Source organism: Paracoccus pantotrophus, assembly GCF_008824185.1.
Taxonomy (GTDB): Bacteria; Pseudomonadota; Alphaproteobacteria; order Rhodobacterales; family Rhodobacteraceae; genus Paracoccus; species Paracoccus pantotrophus.
Genome location: NZ_CP044426.1, coordinates 1,948,107 through 1,965,534, shown reverse-complemented (window position 1 = coordinate 1,965,534; position 17,428 = coordinate 1,948,107). Strand labels below are relative to the sequence as shown.

Genomic DNA, 17,428 nt, shown 5'->3' with positions numbered 1-17,428 from the left:
CGGCAGCCCGTTCACAAGCCCGCGCCGCCCCGCTAGGCTGCGGGCGGAAGGGGGAAACATGCGCATCCTGCTTGTCGAGGACAACCTGTCTCTGGCCGAGGGGCTGACCGCATTGCTGCGGCAGTCGGGCTATGCGGTGGACGTGGTCCATGACGGCGCCTCGGCCGAGGCGCTGGCGGCGGCGGAAAGCTTCGACCTGGTGATCCTCGACCTGAACCTGCCGCAGATGGACGGGCTGGAGGTGCTGCGGGCGATGCGGGCGCGGCGCAATCCGGCGGCGGTGATGATCCTGACCGCGCGCGGCGCCCCCGAGGAACGGGTGCGCGGCCTGGACCTGGGTGCCGACGACTACATGGTGAAGCCCTTCGACATCGGCGAGTTCGAGGCGCGCATCCGCTCGCTTCTGCGCCGGCAGGCGGGGCTGCGCAACTCCACCGTCAGCTTCGGCGATCTGGTGCTGGACCAGACCGCGCGCAGCTTCCTGCTGGCGGGGCAGCCGCTGGACCTGCCGGCGCGCGAACGCGGGTTGCTGGAGCTGCTGATCATGCGCGCCGGCAAGGTGGTGGCGCGCGAATCGATCGTGCAGTCGCTGACCTCGCTGGAGGACGACCTGTCCGCCAACGCGATCGAGCAATATGTCAGCCGGCTGCGCAAGCGGCTGGCGCCGGCCGGGCTGACGGTCAGGACGGCGCGGGGGATCGGCTATTTTCTCGACCGGGCGGTGCCGTGATCCGGCGGCCGTTTTCCCTGCGCCGCCGGCTGCTGGGCTGGCTGCTCATGGGAACTCTGGCGCTGGGCACCGCCGCGCTGATCGACACCTGGCGCGAGGCGGTGCGCATGGCCAATGCGCTGGCCGACCGGGTGCTGGCCGGCTCGGCGCTGGTGATAGCCGAGCGCGCCTCGCTGGACGAGGACGGGCGCATCGCCATCGAGATCCCCTATGGCGCGCTGGAGATGCTGAGCTCCGCCGCGCAGGACCGGGTCTTCTATCGCGTGGACGGCCCGCCCGGCCATATCGTCACCGGCTATGGCGACCTGCCGATGGCGCCGGCGCGGCCGGGGGGCGGGCCGGCCTATGCCGACGGCGTGTTCCGGGGCGAGCCGGTGCGGGTGGCGAGCCTGGCCCGCGCCGCCTCGACCGGCATCGACGAGGTGCCCTTCGTCGTCACCGTGGCCGAGACCACCAATGCCCGGCGCGAGCTGACGCGGGCGATCCTGATGCGCTCGGCCCTGCGGCTGGCGCTGATGATCGCGGGCGCGGCGCTGATCGTCTGGGTCGCGGTGACGCTGTCCTTGCGCCCGCTTTACCGGCTGGGCGAGGAGATCGCCGCGCGCAGCCCCGACGACCTGAGCCCGATCGGGACGCCGGTGCCCTCCGAGGTGCGCGGGCTGGTCGGCACTGTGAACGGCTTCATGCGGCGGCTGGGTGCGGCGCTGGACGGGATGCGCAACTTTACCGGCAATGCCGGGCACCAGCTGCGCACGCCGCTGACCGTGGTGCGCACCCAGCTGGCGCTGGCGGCGCGGGCGGCAACGCTGCCCGAGGCGCAGGCCGCCGCGGCCAAGGGCGATGCCGCCGTGGCCCATGCCGAGCGCATCCTGGCGCAACTGCTGCTGCTGGCGCGGGTCGATACCGCCGAGGGCGCCGCGCTGGCCGCGCCGCTGGACCTGGCGGCGCTGGCCCGCGACCTGACCGCCGAGCATATCCCCGCCGCCGCCGAGGCCGGCATCGACCTGGGCTTCGAGGGCGAGGGGCCGGTGACGGTCCGCGCCGAGCCCTTGCTGCTGGGCGAGGCGCTGAGCAACCTGATCTCGAACGCGCTTTTGCATGCCGGCCGTGCGGCGGTGGTGACGGTGCGCGTCTGGCGCGCGGGCGGCGAGGCGGTGCTGGAGGTAGAGGACAGCGGCCCCGGCATCCCGGCCGAGGCGCGCGCCGCCGCCGTCAGCCGATTCGCGCGGGGCGAGACCGCGGGGCCCGGCATGGGCCTGGGCCTGCCGGTGGCGCTGGAGATCGCCGGCCTGTTCGGCGGCCGGCTGGTGCTGGACGCGGGGGCCGGCGGGCGCGGGCTTCTGGCGCGCATCACCCTGCCGGCGGCGGCCCCGGCCCGGTCCGTGCAAGAAAATGCCGGGCTTGGCACGGAACCCTTGCAATCGTGACCCGGATTCGCCATCTTTTGCGCGTTCGCGCCTTCGTGAACGCAGTTTGATGGCCGGGCCCCTCTGGCGGACGTGGCGGCACGTTCGTGATGTCGGCATCCATCTTTGACCAGCCGCCTGGACTTGTTCTTAACATGCAGCAAGGAAACAACCCGCCCTTGGGGGGCTCGACGAATGGAACCCATCGTCCCACCCTGCACTATTTCAAATGGTCCTTCATCGTCACCGTGCTCGGCCTCGCCCTGGGCGCGGTGCTGGGATGGCAGACGACCGGAACCGTCGGCGGCACGCTGACGATCTTTTTCATCTGCGCCGTGCTGGCGGTGCTGGAAATCTCGCTTTCCTTCGACAACGCCATCGTCAACGCCAACAAGCTGAAAGAGATGACCCCGAAGTGGCAGCGCCGCTTCCTGACCTGGGGCATCCTGATCGCCGTCTTCGGCATGCGGATCGTCTTTCCGCTACTGATCGTGGTCATCGCCGCCAATATCGGTCCCTGGCAGGCCATGGTCCTGGCCGCAAGCCAGCCCGACGAATATTCGCGCATCATGCACGAGGCGCATCTGCCCATCGCGGCCTTCGGCGGCACCTTCCTGATGATGGTCGGCCTGAGCTTCTTCTTCGACCATGAAAAGGACGTGCATTGGGTGCGCTGGCTGGAACATCGCATGCAGCGTTACGCCACCGTCCGCGGCATCGAGGTCGCGGTGGTGCTGGTCACGGTGCTGATCTTCTCGCGCTTCCTGGAAGGGGCCGATTCGCAGGTGTTCTTCCATTCCGCGATCTGGGGCCTTCTGACCTTCCTGCTGGTCGAGGTGCTGGGCGGCCTGCTGGACAGCTCGCAAGAGGCGATGCAGGCCGGCGCCAAGGGCGGCATCGGCGCCTTCCTTTACCTGGAAGTGCTGGACGCGTCCTTCAGCTTCGACGGCGTGATCGGTGCCTTTGCGCTGACCCATAACCTGTTCGTCATCGCCATCGGCCTGGGTATCGGCGCCATGTATGTGCGCTCGATGACCATCATGCTGGTCGAGCGCGGCACGCTGGCCGAATACCGCTTCCTCGAACATGGCGCCTTCTATGCCATCATCGCGCTGTCGGTGATCATGTTCGTGCAGCCCTTGGTGCATATCCCCGAGGTCATCACCGGCCTGGGCGGCGCGACGCTGATCGGTATCTCGTTCTGGTCCTCGATCCGCTGGAACCGCAAGAACCACGCGGTCGAGGCGTAAGCCCTCCGAAGCGACAGGAACGGCCGCCGCCTTTCGGGGCGGCGGCCTTTTTGCTATCCCTGATCCCGTGGTTCGGAACGAGGACAGTCATGCGTTACCTGCTTGCCCTGCTGGTCGTCGCCGCCGTGGCGGCGCTGTTCTATTGGCGCCATGCGCAAAGGGCCGGGGCCGCGCAGGATGACGGCGCCGACGTGCAGGCGCTTTACCAGGCCGGCCGGGCGCTGCCGCAGGGGCCGCTGCGGGTCTATCACCTGGGTCACAGCCTGGTCGGCCGCGACATGCCGGCGATGCTGGCGCAGCTGGCCGGGCAGGGGCACGATTATGCGCTGCAACTGGGCTGGGGCACCGCGTTGCGCGAGCATCACCAGGGCCGCGAGGCAATCGCCGGCTTCGACCAGGAAAACGCCACCCCCCGCTATCGCGACGCGCATCAGGCGCTGCAAAGCGGCGAATACGACGCCTTCGTCATGACCGAGATGGTGCGGCTGCAGGATGCGATCCAATACAAGGAAAGCCGCCTCTATGCCGGGAAATGGGCGGCCGAGGCGGCGGCGGGCAATCCGGCCGGGCAGGTCTTTCTTTACGAAAGCTGGCACGCGCTGGATGACCAGCCGGACTGGCTGTCGCGCCTGCCCGACGACCTGGAGACGATGTGGAAGCCCGGCCTGCTCTGGCCCGCCGCGCGTGCCGCCGGCAAGCCGGTCTGGCTGATCCCCGTGGGGCAGGTCATGGCCCGGCTGGTGGCCGAGGCCGAGGCCAGGGGCGGCATCGCCGAGCTGGCATCGCGCGAGGATCTGTTCGGCCGTAGCCCGGACGGCACGCTGGACCCCATCCACCCGAACGACCTGGGCGTCTACCTGGTGGCGCTGACCCATTACGCGGTGCTTTACGGCCAAAGCCCGGTCGGCCTGCCGCATGAACTGATGCGCGCCGATGGCAGTCCCGCCGATGCGCCCTCGCCCGAACTGGCGCGGCGCATGCAGGAGGTGGTCTGGGAGGTGGTCAGCACCAACCCGCTGACCGGGCTGTGACCGCAGGAAAACCGAACGCTGTTTTTACGGATTGTTGAAAATATTTCGATTGATCCGGCGCTGGATTTGCCTTCTTGGCAGGCATGGGCTGATCGTATTCCGGGCAATTGCCCGATCCGCGGTCGGTCGTGCTGAGGAGGTCCGATGCTTACCGGGTTCGTGCTGTTCTATGTCGGCGCCGTGCTGTTTCTGAACGGGCTCTGGCTGATGGGCCGGATCGCCGATCGCGAGATCGTCGTCATCAACATCGTCGCCGCGCTGGTTTCGGGCGCCGCGGTGCTGCACGACGCTTTCGGCGCCGGGGCCAGCGCCGCCAGCATCCGCAACGGCGCGCTGAGCCTGTTGTTCTGCACCACCTATCTGTGGGTCGCCTATAACCGGCTCAGCGGGGCGGATGGGCGCGGCCTGGGCTGGTTCAGCCTGTTCGTCGCGGTGACGACCGTGCCGGTCTGCCTGCGCGCGCTGGTGGCGGCGGGGTCCGCGACCGAGCTTTGGCTGGCGGCGAACTGGGCCGTCTGGGGCGTGCTGTGGTTCCTGTATTTCCTGCTGCTGGCGCTTGGCCGCCCGATCCAGCGGCAGACCGCCTGGGTCACGCTGCTGGCCGGGATCTTCACCGGCTGGCTGCCGGGCTTCCTGCTGCTGGACGGGCTGCTCTGATCACCAGAACAGATGCGCCTCGTCGATGGCGCGGCGCCAGAAGGCGTCGCGGTCTGATTCCGGCGCCCAGCCCAGCAGGCGCTTGGGTTTTGCATTATCGAAACGCGACAGATGCCCGCGCGACTTCCAGTCGGCCAGCGAGGCCGGGGACGCCCCCTTGCGGCGCAGCACGTGGCGCTTCAGCCCCTGCTTGACCGCATCGACCGCCCAGAGCGCGGTCAGGTTCGAGCCGCTGACCTTCAGCCGCGCCCCGGTGCGGCGATGGATGGCGTCGAAATAGTCGCGGCCGGAAAACATCGGCTCGCCGATCAGGTTGAAGCTTTCGCCGATGGCCTCGTCGCGTTCCATCATCGCGATCAGCCCGTCCGAGACGTCGTCGGCCAGCACAAAGGGCAGGATGTTGCGGCCATTGCCCCACAGCCGCACCGCCCCGGCGCCGTGCCAGCGGCCGATGCCCCAATGCTGCAGGGGCCCGCCGTCGCCCAGCACGATGCCGGGCCGGGCGATCACCAGCCGCAATCCCTGCGCCTGCATGGCGATCAGCCGCCGCTCGCCCTCGGCCTTGGACCGCGCATAGATGTTGCGGGTTTCCATCTCGCCGAAATCGGTGGCCTCGGTGATGGTGCGGGCCGGGTCGGACATGTCGTATGAGGCGATGGTGCCGGTATGGACCAGCCGCCCGATGCCGGCGCGGATCGCGGCGCGGCCGATGCGCTCGGTCGTGGCCACGTCGTTTTCCAGCGCCGCCTGCCAGTTCTTGTCGGTGGATTTTGCCAGGTTGAAGACGCAATCCATGCCCTGCATCGCGGCCGCCAGCCTGTCCTCGTCGCGCAGCGACACGCCCAGCGTTTCGACATGGTCGGCGATGTCGGGAAAGGGACCGTTGTGTCCGCGCGACAGCACCCGCACGTCGTGGCCGCGCTCGACCAGCCGCCGGGTCAGGTTGCGGCCGATGAAGCCGGTGCCGCCGATCACCATGACGCGCGGCCGCGGCGTGCCGTGGGGCCGGGCCGGAACCGCGGGCAGGGCGGGCAGGCGGGCCAGCGCATCCTCGATCCCCTGCATCACCGCGCGGGCCGAGGCGGGCGCAAAGCGCGGGTCGGGCTGCCCGGCGCGGATGCCGTCGTAGAAGGCGGCGATGGTGGCGCGGAAGCTCAGCCCATAGGGGCTTTTCTGGTTCAGCGAGGCGGCCTGGCGGAAGGCGTTGCGCAGCCCCTCGCGCAGATGCGCCCCGGCGCGGGACAGTTCTTTGATCAGCGGGTTCAGCACCAGATCGGCGGTGTTGTCGCGCGTGACCACCAGCGCATCCGCCGCATAATCCAGCCGCGCCATGCCGGAGGAGCCGCGCAAGCTGACCGAACGGTCGTCGAAGGTCTCGACCAGCGACAGGGCGATGGTCAGGTCCACCTTGCCGGCGCGGGCCAAGATGCGCCAGCTTTGCGGCCGCCGCTCGCCGCCGGGCAGGGTGATCCATTGGCCCAGGCTGACATGCTCGACCTCCAGCGGGCCGAACAGGTCCACCGCGAAGGAGAAGGGGTGCGGGCCAAGCTCCAAGAGCAGGTTCTGCGTCTCGCGCAGCATCCACAGCCCGTAGGGCCCCGAGCGCAGCGGCACCAAGGGCAGCGCCCAGTTGACCTGCGCGCTGGAGACCAGCCCCAGGTCGCCCGCCTGCACCGCCCGTTTCAGCCGTTCGTAACCCGGCAGGCCCAGGAAGTTGTGGCAGGCGCCCAGCTGGCGGCCGGCGGCCGTGGCGGCCGCCTCCATCTCGTTGATCTCGGCGACGGACAGCGCCACCGGCTTCTCGACCAGCACATGCAGGCCGGCGCCCAGGCATTTCACCGCCAGGTCGCGATGCAGGTTCGGCGGCGTCAGGATATGCACCACGTCGCAGACCCCGGCGGCGATCATCTGGTCCAGGTCGGCAAAGGCGGCGACGCCATGGCCGGAGGCCAGCGCCTCTGCCGCATCGATGGCGGGGTCGCAGATCGCGACCAGCCGCGCGCCCGGCGCGGCCTTGATCGCATCGGCGTGCCACGAGGCGATGTAGCCGGCCCCGACGATACCGACGCGCAGGTCCGAGGTCATGGCAAGCTCCTATTTATATTCGATGATATGCATGGCGTCGCCCCGCTGGCGGCGACGGAAATATGTCAGCATCCCGAAAAGGTTGGGGATCTTGGCCAGAGTCAGCAGCGCCGCCTGCCGGCCGGCCATCGGCTGGCCGCGCAGCCCCGTGAGGGTCTTCCAGAAAGACAGCGCGTAAAGTCCCAGCGCCGCCAGAGACAGCCAGGGGCTGAGGACCAGCCCCAGCAGGAAAAGCAGCGGCAACGCCAGCCCATAGACCCAGACCCGCATCTGCTCGCGCCGGAAATGCGGCGGGTGCATGCGGCCCACCTGCGCGAAGCCGTGGCCGTTGCGGATGGTGCGCTGCCACCATTGGCCGAATCGCGTCATGGCGGCATCGTGCCAGGTCATCTGCACCGGCAGGCGCTGCAGCCTCCAGCCGGCCTTGCCGAGGCGCAGGCAGAATTCGTCATCCTCGGCCGCGATCACCGCGGGGTCGAAGCCGCCGACCTGGCGAAAGGCCGCGGTACGCACCATCATGTCGCCGCCGCAGGCCACGATGGGGCCGGCGGGGCGGTGCCAGTCCACCTCGCACATCTGGTTATAGACCGTGGCCGTGGGGTGGATCTCGGACCGCCAGCCGGTGACGAGGCCCAGTCCGGGATCGGCCTGCATGGCGGCGGCGCCGGCCTCCAGCCAGCCCGGCTCGACCCGGCAGTCGCCATCGACGAATTGCACCAGATCCAGCGCGCCCTCCGCCTGCAGTGCCTCGAATCCCGCATTGCGGGCGCGGGCGGCGGTGAAGGGAACCGAGCTGTCCAGCTCGACCACGGCGACGCCCAGGCTGCGGGCAAAGGCGACGCTGTCGTCGCGCGAGCCGCTGTCCACATAGACCACCCGCGCGCAAAGCGGCACCAGCGAGCGCAGGCAGGCCTTCAGCCTGTCGCCCTCGTTGCGGCCGATGGCCACGGCGCCCAGCGTGGGACGGGTCATGTCTGCCCTCGTGCTTGTTCCGGCAGGGGCAGCCTATCCCCGCCGCGGCGCGTTCGGCAATGCGGCGCGGCCTGTCGTTATCGGCATGTTCAGGGCCTCGGCGGCGGCTGCCGCAGGCTTTGTCGCGCCAGCGCCGAGATCAGGTCGGTCTGGGTGACGATGCCGACGATGCGCGGCCCGTCCAGCACCGGCACCGCCTCGCATTCGCCCGAGGCCAGCATCGGCAGCAGCGCCCCGATGGGCGCGTCGGGCGCGACATGCGGCGGGTCGGTCTGCATGATCTCGCGCGCGCGGGGGGCTGCGCCGCGCCTGGGGTTCATCAGGTCCGACAGGGCGGCCAGGAAGCGGCGGTTGTGGCGAAAGGCGTCCTCGCGGGCGCGGCGGATCAGGTGCAGCTGGAAGATCACGCCACGGAACTGGTCGCCGGCCTCGACCACTGGCAGCGAGGTGAAGCCGTGCTTGCGGAAGATGTCGGCGACCCGCACCAGCCGCGTATGCGGGGCCACGGTGACGAGGTCGCGCGACATCACGTCCGCCGCGGTCAGCGGTCCGGTGCGATGGGCGGCGGCCTGCAATTCGGCGGCGCCGATCAGGCGCGCCAGGTCTTCGACCCCCAGGTTCAGCGACTGGCGATAGCGTTGCAGGATTTCGGTCAGTTCTTCCTTGGACAGGCCCAGCCGCTCCATCGCCGGGTGGTCGGCGGTGCCATGCGGCCCCGGTTCCTCGAACTGGCGAAACGGATAGCGCCGGCCGGTCAGCCGGGCATAGATCATCCCCAGCCCCACCAGCGCCAGCGTGCCGACCAGCACCGGCGTCAGCACGAAGTGAAAGCCAAGCGCGCCGATCGCCTCGGGGTTCAGCGCGGCGGTCATGGCGACCGCGCCGGCCGGCGGATGCACGGCGCGCAAGAGGATCATCGCGGCGATGGTGACGCCCACTGCCAGCGCGACGCAAAGCGCCGAATGCGGCGTCGCCATGCAGGCCAGCACGCCGATGGCGGCGGCGACGGAATTGCCGACCACCGCCGACCAGGGCTGGGCCAGCGGGCTGTTGGGCACCGCAAAAACCAGCACCGAGGTCGCCCCGAAGGGCGCGATCATGGACAGCCCCAGCCGCAGGTCGGTCGCGGGCGACAGCAGGAACAGCCCCGAGATGCCCAGCCCCACCAGCGCCCCCAGGCCGGCCCGCAACGCCTCGCGCGGCGAGCCGGGCGCGATCGCCGGGCCAAGCGCCTGCGTGATCTGGTGCAGCACGGCCCCGGCGGGTCTGGTCATCTGAGCTTGCCTTTCGCGCCCGCCCGAAAAACGGGCTTCCAATGCGCCTAATTGTCGCAGGAGCGGGCAGGTTGCAAGGCCCCGGAAGGGTTGAGCTGGGACGCTCTCGGGCCGGCCGGCGGTGGCCTTCGGCAGGGCGGGTCCGGGCCATGGCGCGGCCTTGGCGCGAATCGGCCGAGTCGCTTTGACATTTCCCGGCCGGCTGTGCCAATTCGGCCCATGGCGCCCGGGTGACGGGCGCCCGCCGGGAATGACGATGAACCTGCTGAACCGCCGCATCCTGACCTTCGCGCTGGCCGCCCTGGGCGGCGCGGCCTTTCTGCTGCTGCACCTGCCGCTGCCCATGCTGCTGGGACCGATGCTGGCCTGCCTGGTCGCGGCGCTGGCCGGCGCGCCGCTGGCCGGGGCCGGGCAGTTCGGCATCTTCATGCGCACCATCCTGGGGGTGGCGGTGGGCGCCTCGATCACGCCCGGCGTGCTGGCGGAACTGCCCGAGGTGGCGGCATCGCTGCTGTTCGTGCCCGGCTTCATCGGCGTGATCGCGCTGGTCGGCTATCCGCTGTTTCGCCGCGCCTTCGGCTTCGACCATGCGACGGCCTGGTATGGCGCCATGCCAGGCGGCTTGCAGGACATGCTGGTCTTTGGCGAGGAGGCGGGCGGCGATGTCCGTGCCCTGTCGCTGATCCATGCGACGCGGGTTCTGGTGATCGTCACCGTTGCGCCGCTGATCATGACCGCCTGGTGGGGCGTGGACCTGTCGCAGCCGCCCGGCACGCCGATGCGTGCCACGGATGCGGCCGAGATCGCGCTGATGGTCGCCGCCGGGCTGCTGGGCTGGAAGGGGGCCGAGCGGTTGGGCGTCTTCGGCGCCTCGATCCTGGGGCCGATGGTGCTGACCGCGGCGCTGTCGCTGTCGGGGCTGATCACCCAGCGCCCGCCGGCCGAGATGATCCAGGCCGCGCAATTCTTCATCGGCATCGCCGTCGGGGTGAAATATGCCGGCATCACCCTGCGCGAATTGCGCCTGCATGTGACGGCCGGTATCGTCTATGCGCTGCTGCTGGCGGCGGTCAGCCTGGTCTTCATCGAGGGGATCGTGCATCTGGGGCTGGCGCCGGCACTGGACGCCTTCCTGGCCTTCCTGCCGGGCGGGCAGGCCGAGATGGTGGTGATCGCGCTGATCGCCGGGGCGGATATCGCCTATGTCGTCAGCCATCATCTGCTGCGCATGGTCATCGTGATCGTGCTGGGGCCGGTGGTGGGCAAGGTGCTGGGCCGGCGCGGCGGCTGAGGCGAGGGAACCAAGAGGAGAGCTGCATGAGCCATCGCATCCTGAAAGCCGCCGACCATCGCCGCATGCCGTGGAAGAACGGCCGCGGCGAGACGGTCGAGATTGCCGTCCATCCCGCGGGCGCGGGCCTTGCCGATTTCGGCTGGCGCGTCAGCATGGCGGGCGTGACCGAGGACGGCGATTTCTCGATCTTTCCGCAGATCGACCGCACGCTGGCGGTGCTGACCGGCGCGGGGATCGCGCTTCAGGTGCAGGGGCGGCCCATGCGGCGGCTGACGCCGGAGAGCGCGCCGCTGGCCTTCCCGGCCGATCTGCCGACCTCGGCGCGGCTGCTGGCGGGGCCGATCACCGACCTGAACGTGATGACCCGGCGCGGCGCCTTCACCCACCGGCTGTCGCGGCTGACCCAGGCGGCCGAGGGGGCGCCCGATTGGCGGCTGCTGCTGGCCACCGCGCCCGTGGTGCTGGATTTCGCAGGCGGCACCGTTGCGCTGGACCAGCTTGACGCGCTGCTTTGCGAGGGGCCGGAGGCCGCGCTGCCCGCCGGTCCCGCCCCGGATGTCTGGCTGATCGAGATCGCCCGCGCCTAGTCCCGGCGATTGCCGAGCAGCAGGTCGCGGCCGGCGAAGATGCCGCCGACGCATTCCATCTGAAACCGTTCCATGTCGCGGCCGCGGATCTCGGCCATGACCGCCTCGACCGCGTCGGGGTCGTCGCCAAGCTGCAACAGCGCCTCGCGGCCCATGGCGAAGGCGCTTTCCAGCGTCTCGCGCAGCTGATAGTCGGCGCCGGCCTCGACCAGTTCCCGCGCATGTTCGCGGTCGAAGGCGCGGGCAATGACCGGGACCAGCGGGAATTCGTGCTTGGCCAGTGCGACGATGCGGGTCACGGCCTGCCGGTCGCCGGGCACGGCGACGATCAGGCTGGCATTGCCGGCCCCGGCGGCGTGCAGGATGTCCAGCCGCGCGCCGTCGCCATACCAGACCTTGAAGCCGAACTCGTCGGCATCGCGGATGGTCTGCGGGTCGCTTTCGATGATCGAGATGGAATGGCCGCGCGCGATCAGCGGCTGGCTGACGATCTGGCCCATGCGGCCGAAGCCGATCATCAGCACCCGCGCCTCCAGCCCCTCGGCCGCCTCGACCCCGTCGAGCGAGGGCGCGGGTTTCGGCGCCAGCCGGTCGTGCAGGATGATCATCAGCGGCGTCAGCACCATCGAGACGATGACGATGGCGGTCAGCACGGCATTGTCCTGGCCGCTGATGATGCCGAACTGCATGGCGCTGGAATACAGCACAAAGGCGAACTCGCCGCCCTGCGCCATCAGCACCGCGCGCTCCAGCGCCTCGGCGCGGCTGGCGCGCAGCACCCGGCCGACGGTATAGATCACCAGCATTTTCAGCAGCATATAGGCCGGCACGCAGATCGCGATCAGCGCCCAGTTGGCGGCGATGATCCGCAGGTCCAGCGCCATGCCGACGCCCAGGAAGAACAGGCCCAGCAGCAGGCCGCGAAAGGGTTCGACATCCGCCTCGAGCTGGTGGCGGAAGCTGGATTCCGACAGCAGCACCCCGGCCAGGAAGGCGCCCATCGCCATGGACAGCCCGCCCCATTGCATCAGCAGCGCCGCGCCCAGTACCACCAGCAGCGCGGCGGCGGCCATCACCTCGCGCCCGCCGAACCGGGCAAGCAGGCCGAACATCGGGTTCAGCAGATAGCGCCCGGCCGCCACCAGCGCGGCGATGCAGCCCAGCCCGACGGCGATGCCGATCAGCCGGGCGGGCAGGGTGACCTCCTCTCCCCCCGGCGCGAGAAAGGCGACCAGCGCCAGCAGCGGCACGATGGCCAGGTCCTCGAACAGCAGGATGGCGATGATGCGGCGGCCCTTGGGGAGCGCCATCTCGCCCCGCTCGGCCAGCATCTGCATGACGATGGCGGTCGAGGTCAGCACGAATCCGGTGCCCGAGACGAAGCTGGCGGCGACCGGAAAGCCAAGCGCCAGCCCGACGCAGGTCAGCGCCGCGATGGCCAGCAGCACCTGGGCAAGGCCCAGCACGAAGATCTCGCCCCGCATCGCCCAAAGCCGCGAGGGCTGCATTTCCAGCCCGATGACGAACAGGAACAGCACCACGCCCAGCTCGGCCACATGGATGATCGCCTGCGGGTCGTGGAAAAAGCCCAGCCCGAAGGGTCCGATCGCCAGTCCCGCGGCCAGATAGCCCAGCACCGAGCCCAGCCCCAGCCGGCGAAACAGCGGCACCGCCAGAACCGCGGCCGCCAGCAGCACGACCACGCTGAGCAGCGGCACCCCGCCGCCATGTGCCGCCGCCCCGGCAGCGGCCGTCACCTCTGTCGCCATCCGGTCCCCGTTCGCGCTGGTTTCCTTGGGGCCAGCCTATACCCCGTCCCCGCGATCACAAAGCCCCCCGCTCAGCGCCAGCCAAGCGCGGGGGCAACGTGTTTCAGCACCGCCTCGATCACATGGGCGTTGTAATCGACGCCCAGCTGGTTCGGCACGGTCAAGAGCAGCGTGTCGGCCTCGGCGATGGCCTCGTCCTCGCGCAGTTCCTCGACCAGCCGGTCCGGCTCGGCGGTATAGCCGCGGCCGAAGATCGAGCGGGTCTTCTCGATGAAGCCGATCTGGTCGGCCTCCTTGCCGCCATGACCGAAATACATCCGGTCGCGGTCATCCATCAGCGGAAAGATCGAGCGGCTGACCGAAACCCGCGGCTCGCGCCCATGCCCTGCCGCCGCCCATGCCCCGCGATAGGCGCGGATCTGCTCGGCCTGCTGGACGTGGAAGGGCTTGCCGTTCTCGTCCGTCTTGAGCGTCGAGCTTTGCAGATGCATGCCCAGCCGCGCCGCCCAGCGGGCGGTGTCGTTCGAGGCCGCGCCCCACCAGATCCGCTGGCGCAGGCCGGGCGAATGCGGCTCGATCCGCAGCAGGCCGGGCGGGTTCGGGAACATCGGCCGCGGGTTCGGCCGGGCGAAGCCATGCCCCTCGATCACGTTCAGGAACACCTCGGCATGGCGCCGCGCCATGTCGGCATCGCTTTCGCCCTCGGCCGGGGAATAGCCGAAATAGCGCCAGCCCTCGATCACCTGCTCGGGCGAGCCGCGCGAGATGCCAAGCTGCAGCCGCCCCTGCGCGATCAGGTCGGCCGCTCCGGCATCCTCGGCCATGTAGAGCGGGTTTTCATAGCGCATGTCGATGACGGCGGTGCCGATCTCGATGCGGCTGGTGCGCGCCCCCACCGCCGCCAGCAGCGGGAAGGGCGAGGCCAGCTGGCGGGCATAGTGATGGACGCGGAAATAGGCGCCGTCCGCGCCCAGTTCCTCGGCCGCGACGGCCAGCTCGATGGATTGCAGCAGCGTGTCCTGGGCGCTGCGGGCCTGCGAGGCGGGCTCGTCCGACCAATGGCCGAAGGACAGAAAACCGATCTTCTTCACGCCATGTCTCATCACGGGGCGACCTTTGGGGCTGCGGGTTCCCGGGATATGGGGTCGGGACGGGCGGATGCCCAGCCTGCCTGCCATGCCGGGCTGTGCAGTTCCGCGGCCAGATGGTCAATGAAGCGGCGCAGCTTGGCCGGCATGGGCAGGACCGGCGGCCAGACCGCGACGATGGGCAGCGGCCTGGTGCCGAAGCCGGTCAGCACCCGCTCCAGCCGCCCCTCGGCCAGCGCCGGCGCGACGATGAATCCGGGCAGGATGGCCAGCCCCAGCCCCGCGATGGCCATGTCGCGGATCGCCTCGCCGTTGTTCATCGACAGCCGCCCCTGGACGAAGGGCGAAACGAAGCGGTCGCGATCCTGGAACTGCCACAGCTGGCTCATCGGCAGGTGGCTGTAGCCGATCACCTCATGCTCGCGCAGGTCGGCCAGGGTCTGCGGGCGGCCCCTGCGGTCCAGATAGGCGGGGCTGGCGCAGGCGATGCTGGCATCCTCGCACAGCTTGCGCTGCATCAGCGCCTTGTCGCGCATCTTGCCGATGCGGATGCCGATGTCGAAGCCCTCGCGCGCCAGGTCGCGGCTGCGGTCGTCGTAATCGACGCGGATCTCCAGCTCGGGGTTTTGGGCGGCGAAGCGGGCGATGATCGGCCCCAGATGCATCACACCAAAGCTCATCGGCGCGGCGATGGCCAGGCTGCCGCGCAGGGGTGCCAGCCCGTCCATGTCCCAGGCGGTGCTTTCGGCGGCCGCGACCAGTTCGGCCAGCGCGGGACGCAGCCGCTCGGCCAGGCGCAGCGCCGCCTCGGTGGGGGTGATGCGGCCGGCATTGCGGCGAAACAGCGCCGCGCCCAGCGTCGCCTCCAGGTCGGTGATGCGCTTGCTGACCACGGATTTCGACAGGTTCAGCCGCGCGGCGGCGGCGGTGACGGTGCCCAGCTCCATCACCGTCAGGAAGGTTTCCAGATCGTTCAGGTCGTAACGCATGGCCCAAGCTTACCCGGTCCCGCGCCGTTCGCAATCGGCGAACGCAAGGTTCGCGGCCGCTCCGGTGGCGGAAACGGCCGCGATGCCCGATATTGATGCCAAGAGAAAGGAGGCCCATCATGGAGCTGACCGGAATTCACCACCTGACGGCAATCACCGCCGATGCGCCCGGCAACAAGCGGTTCTATACCGACACGTTGGGGCTGCGGCTGGTCAAGAAGACCGTCAACCAGGACGACACCAGCGCCTATCACCTGTTCTATGCCGACGGGCTGGCCCGGCCCGGGACCGACCTGACCTTCTTCGACTGGCCGGCGGCGCCCGAGCGGCGCGGCACCCATTCGATCAGCCGCACCGGGCTGCGGGTCGCGGGCGACAGCCTCGACTACTGGGCCGGGCGGCTTCGGGACCGCGGCCTGACCGTGGGGCGGATCGCCGAGATCGACACCCGCGCCAGCCTCGATTTCGAGGATCCCGAGGGCCAGCGTTTCCGCCTGACCGCGGACGCGCCCGATGCCGAGCCCGCGCCCTGGGCGAAAAGCCCGGTGCCGGTGCAGCACCAGATCCACGGGCTGGGGCCGATCACCATCTCGGTGCCGGACCTGGCCCCGACCGAGTTGGTGCTGACCCAGGTGATGGGCCTGCGCAAGGTCCGCGACTATGCCAGCCCCGACGGGCACGGCACGGTCCATGTCTACGAGATGGGCCAGGGCGGCCCCGCGGCCGAGCTGCATGTCGCGGTCCAGCCCGACCTGCCCACGGCGCGCCAGGGCGCGGGCGGGGTGCATCACGTCGCCTTCCGCGTGCCCGACAAGCCGGCCATTCACGAATGGGCCAGGCGGCTGAGCGGGATGCGGGTGCCCAATTCGGGCGAGGTCGAACGCTACTATTTCCGCTCGCTCTATTTCCGCGAGCCGGGCGGCAACCTGTTCGAGATCGCCAGCGACGATCCCGGCTTCGCCGTGGACGAGCCGCTGGAGAGCCTAGGCGAGACGCTGTCGCTGCCGCCCTTCCTGGAAGGGCAGCGCGCGCAGATCGAGGCGCGGCTGAAGCCGCTGGACTGAGCCCTGCCGAACCGAAAGGAAAGGCCGCCGGAACGATCCGGCGGCCTTTTTCATGCGCGCGGGAATCCGCCCGCAGCCGGCGGGCCTGTTGCCGCATCGGCGATTTCGCCCCATGCTCCTGACCGCGGCAGGACGGAAGGGAGCGACACGGCATGAGCCAGCCGGCAACGGAACAGCCCGCCTCGCAGCTGATCGATGCGCGGATCAAGGAACTGGGCGATTGGCGCGGCGAGACCCTGGCGCGGCTGCGCGCCCTGATCCACGAGGCCGATCCCGAGGTGGTCGAGGAATGGAAATGGCGCGGCGTGCCGGTCTGGTCGCATGACGGCATCATCTGCACCGGCGAGACCTACAAGCAGGTGGTGAAGATGACCTTCGCCAAGGGCGCGGCGCTGGAAGATCCCGCGGGCCTGTTCAACGCCAGCCTGGATGGCAATACCCGCCGCGCCATCGACCTGCGCGAGGGCGAGCGGATCGATGCCGGGGCGCTGAAGGCGCTGATCCGCGCCGCCGTGGCGCTGAACACGGCCAGCAAGAAAAAGGGGCGGTCGAAATGACCGCCCCGTCCTGCCGGCTGAGCTGATTGCTTCAGGCGGTCCTGGCGCGCTGCGCCATGGTCGCCTCGGCCCACCAGAGCAATTCGTCCAGCATGGCGTTCAGCGCCGGCAGCAGGTTCGCCTCGACCTCGGCCATCTCGCCATTGGCGCCCAGCGGCGAGACCTTGAAGAAATCGCCGCCGCCCAGATGCACGGCATTGCGCAGCGGCACCATCTGCAGTTCGACAGCGATGCCGCGCAGGTGCTCGATGGCGCGGGCGGCGCCGACGCCGCCATAGCCCATGGCCGCCGCCGGCTTGTGGTTCCATTCCTTGTAGGCCTGGTCCAGCGCGTTCTTCAGCGCGCCGCTGACCGAATGGTTGTATTCCGAGGTCAGGAAGATAAATCCGTCGAACCCGGCCAGCTTCTGCTGCCATTTCACCGCCCGCGGATCCTGCGACGGCACCCAGAGGTTCGAGGCGACCTCGTCGAACAGCGGCAGGTCGTAGTCGCGCAGGTCCACCAGCTCGAAGCTCATGTCCTCGCGCTTTTGCGCGTTTTCCAGCAGCCAGGCTGCGGGTTTGTCGGCAAAGCGCGCGGCGCGGGTCGCGCCGATGATGATGGCGATATGCGGTTTCTGGGTCATGATCTGATCCTTCGTCATGATTTGGCGGGCCGGGCGCGGCCCTTCCGGTT

At 69.7% G+C, this 17,428-nt stretch carries 16 protein-coding genes; 9 read left to right on the top strand and 7 right to left on the bottom strand.

Annotated features, from left to right (window positions below):
• Positions 1–58: 58 nt before the first annotated feature.
• The 5 genes from ESD82_RS20220 (at position 59) to ESD82_RS20200 (ending at position 5,074) form a co-directional block, all read left to right on the top strand.
• The gene (locus tag ESD82_RS20220) at positions 59–730 is read left to right on the top strand and encodes a response regulator (protein ID WP_024845448.1); all 672 of its coding nucleotides are present in this window, start codon (positions 59–61) and stop codon (positions 728–730) included.
• Positions 727–2,157 (top strand): sensor histidine kinase, encoded by a 1,431-nt coding sequence (locus ESD82_RS20215; RefSeq protein ID WP_028710672.1) that lies wholly within the window; start codon positions 727–729, stop codon positions 2,155–2,157. Before ESD82_RS20220 ends, ESD82_RS20215 begins: the two co-directional genes overlap by 4 nt.
• 134 nt (positions 2,158–2,291) lie before the next feature.
• The gene (locus tag ESD82_RS20210) at positions 2,292–3,386 is read left to right on the top strand and encodes a DUF475 domain-containing protein (RefSeq protein ID WP_051419759.1); all 1,095 of its coding nucleotides are present in this window, start codon (positions 2,292–2,294) and stop codon (positions 3,384–3,386) included.
• An 89-nt stretch (positions 3,387–3,475) separates the two neighbouring features.
• Positions 3,476–4,417, top strand: a complete 942-nt coding sequence (locus tag ESD82_RS20205; protein WP_024845445.1) for a hypothetical protein — start codon at positions 3,476–3,478, stop codon at positions 4,415–4,417.
• Positions 4,418–4,561: 144 nt separating this feature from the next.
• The gene (locus ESD82_RS20200; RefSeq protein WP_024845444.1) at positions 4,562–5,074 is read left to right on the top strand and encodes an AmiS/UreI family transporter; all 513 of its coding nucleotides are present in this window, start codon (positions 4,562–4,564) and stop codon (positions 5,072–5,074) included.
• Here ESD82_RS20200 and ESD82_RS20195 read toward each other — a convergent pair whose 3' ends face one another.
• The 3 genes from ESD82_RS20195 to ESD82_RS20185 form a co-directional block, all read right to left on the bottom strand.
• The gene (locus ESD82_RS20195) at positions 5,075–7,159 is read right to left on the bottom strand and encodes an NAD-dependent epimerase/dehydratase family protein (RefSeq protein WP_024845443.1); all 2,085 of its coding nucleotides are present in this window, start codon (positions 7,157–7,159) and stop codon (positions 5,075–5,077) included.
• A gap of 9 nt (positions 7,160–7,168) precedes the next feature.
• Positions 7,169–8,131 (bottom strand): glycosyltransferase, encoded by a 963-nt coding sequence (locus ESD82_RS20190; protein WP_024845442.1) that lies wholly within the window; start codon positions 8,129–8,131, stop codon positions 7,169–7,171.
• 89 nt (positions 8,132–8,220) lie between these two features.
• Complete coding sequence (locus ESD82_RS20185; RefSeq protein WP_024845441.1) at positions 8,221–9,405, bottom strand: HPP family protein; 1,185 nt, start codon at positions 9,403–9,405, stop codon at positions 8,221–8,223.
• 256 nt (positions 9,406–9,661) lie between these two features.
• Between ESD82_RS20185 and ESD82_RS20180 the strand changes: the two genes are divergently transcribed.
• The gene (locus tag ESD82_RS20180; protein ID WP_081750568.1) at positions 9,662–10,696 is read left to right on the top strand and encodes an AbrB family transcriptional regulator; all 1,035 of its coding nucleotides are present in this window, start codon (positions 9,662–9,664) and stop codon (positions 10,694–10,696) included.
• A gap of 26 nt (positions 10,697–10,722) precedes the next feature.
• Positions 10,723–11,286, top strand: a complete 564-nt coding sequence (locus ESD82_RS20175) for a HutD/Ves family protein (protein ID WP_024845439.1) — start codon at positions 10,723–10,725, stop codon at positions 11,284–11,286.
• Here ESD82_RS20175 and ESD82_RS20170 read toward each other — a convergent pair.
• The 3 genes from ESD82_RS20170 to ESD82_RS20160 all read right to left on the bottom strand — a co-directional run bounded on the left by ESD82_RS20170 (position 11,283) and on the right by ESD82_RS20160 (position 15,132).
• Positions 11,283–13,055: a monovalent cation:proton antiporter-2 (CPA2) family protein gene (locus ESD82_RS20170; protein WP_024845438.1), complete on the bottom strand. Its 1,773-nt coding sequence runs from the start codon at positions 13,053–13,055 to the stop codon at positions 11,283–11,285. The two genes, ESD82_RS20175 and ESD82_RS20170, sit on opposite strands and share 4 nt — an antisense overlap.
• A 71-nt stretch (positions 13,056–13,126) precedes the next feature.
• Positions 13,127–14,146, bottom strand: coding sequence for an LLM class flavin-dependent oxidoreductase (locus tag ESD82_RS20165; RefSeq protein WP_167521798.1), 1,020 nt, complete (start codon positions 14,144–14,146; stop codon positions 13,127–13,129).
• A gap of 11 nt (positions 14,147–14,157) precedes the next feature.
• Entirely contained in the window at positions 14,158–15,132 is a 975-nt protein-coding gene (locus tag ESD82_RS20160) for a LysR family transcriptional regulator (RefSeq protein ID WP_024845436.1), read from the bottom strand.
• Positions 15,133–15,251: 119 nt separating this feature from the next.
• Between ESD82_RS20160 and ESD82_RS20155 the strand changes: the two genes are divergently transcribed.
• Both ESD82_RS20155 and ESD82_RS20150 read left to right on the top strand, forming a co-directional pair.
• Positions 15,252–16,196, top strand: a complete 945-nt coding sequence (locus ESD82_RS20155) for a ring-cleaving dioxygenase (RefSeq protein ID WP_024845435.1) — start codon at positions 15,252–15,254, stop codon at positions 16,194–16,196.
• A 152-nt stretch (positions 16,197–16,348) separates the two neighbouring features.
• Positions 16,349–16,753 (top strand): DUF1801 domain-containing protein, encoded by a 405-nt coding sequence (locus ESD82_RS20150; RefSeq protein ID WP_024845434.1) that lies wholly within the window; start codon positions 16,349–16,351, stop codon positions 16,751–16,753.
• A gap of 31 nt (positions 16,754–16,784) precedes the next feature.
• On the opposite strand, the gene ESD82_RS20145 is transcribed toward ESD82_RS20150, so the two are convergent.
• Positions 16,785–17,378, bottom strand: a complete 594-nt coding sequence (locus tag ESD82_RS20145; RefSeq protein WP_024845433.1) for an NADPH-dependent FMN reductase — start codon at positions 17,376–17,378, stop codon at positions 16,785–16,787.
• Positions 17,379–17,428: the final 50 nt, after the last annotated feature.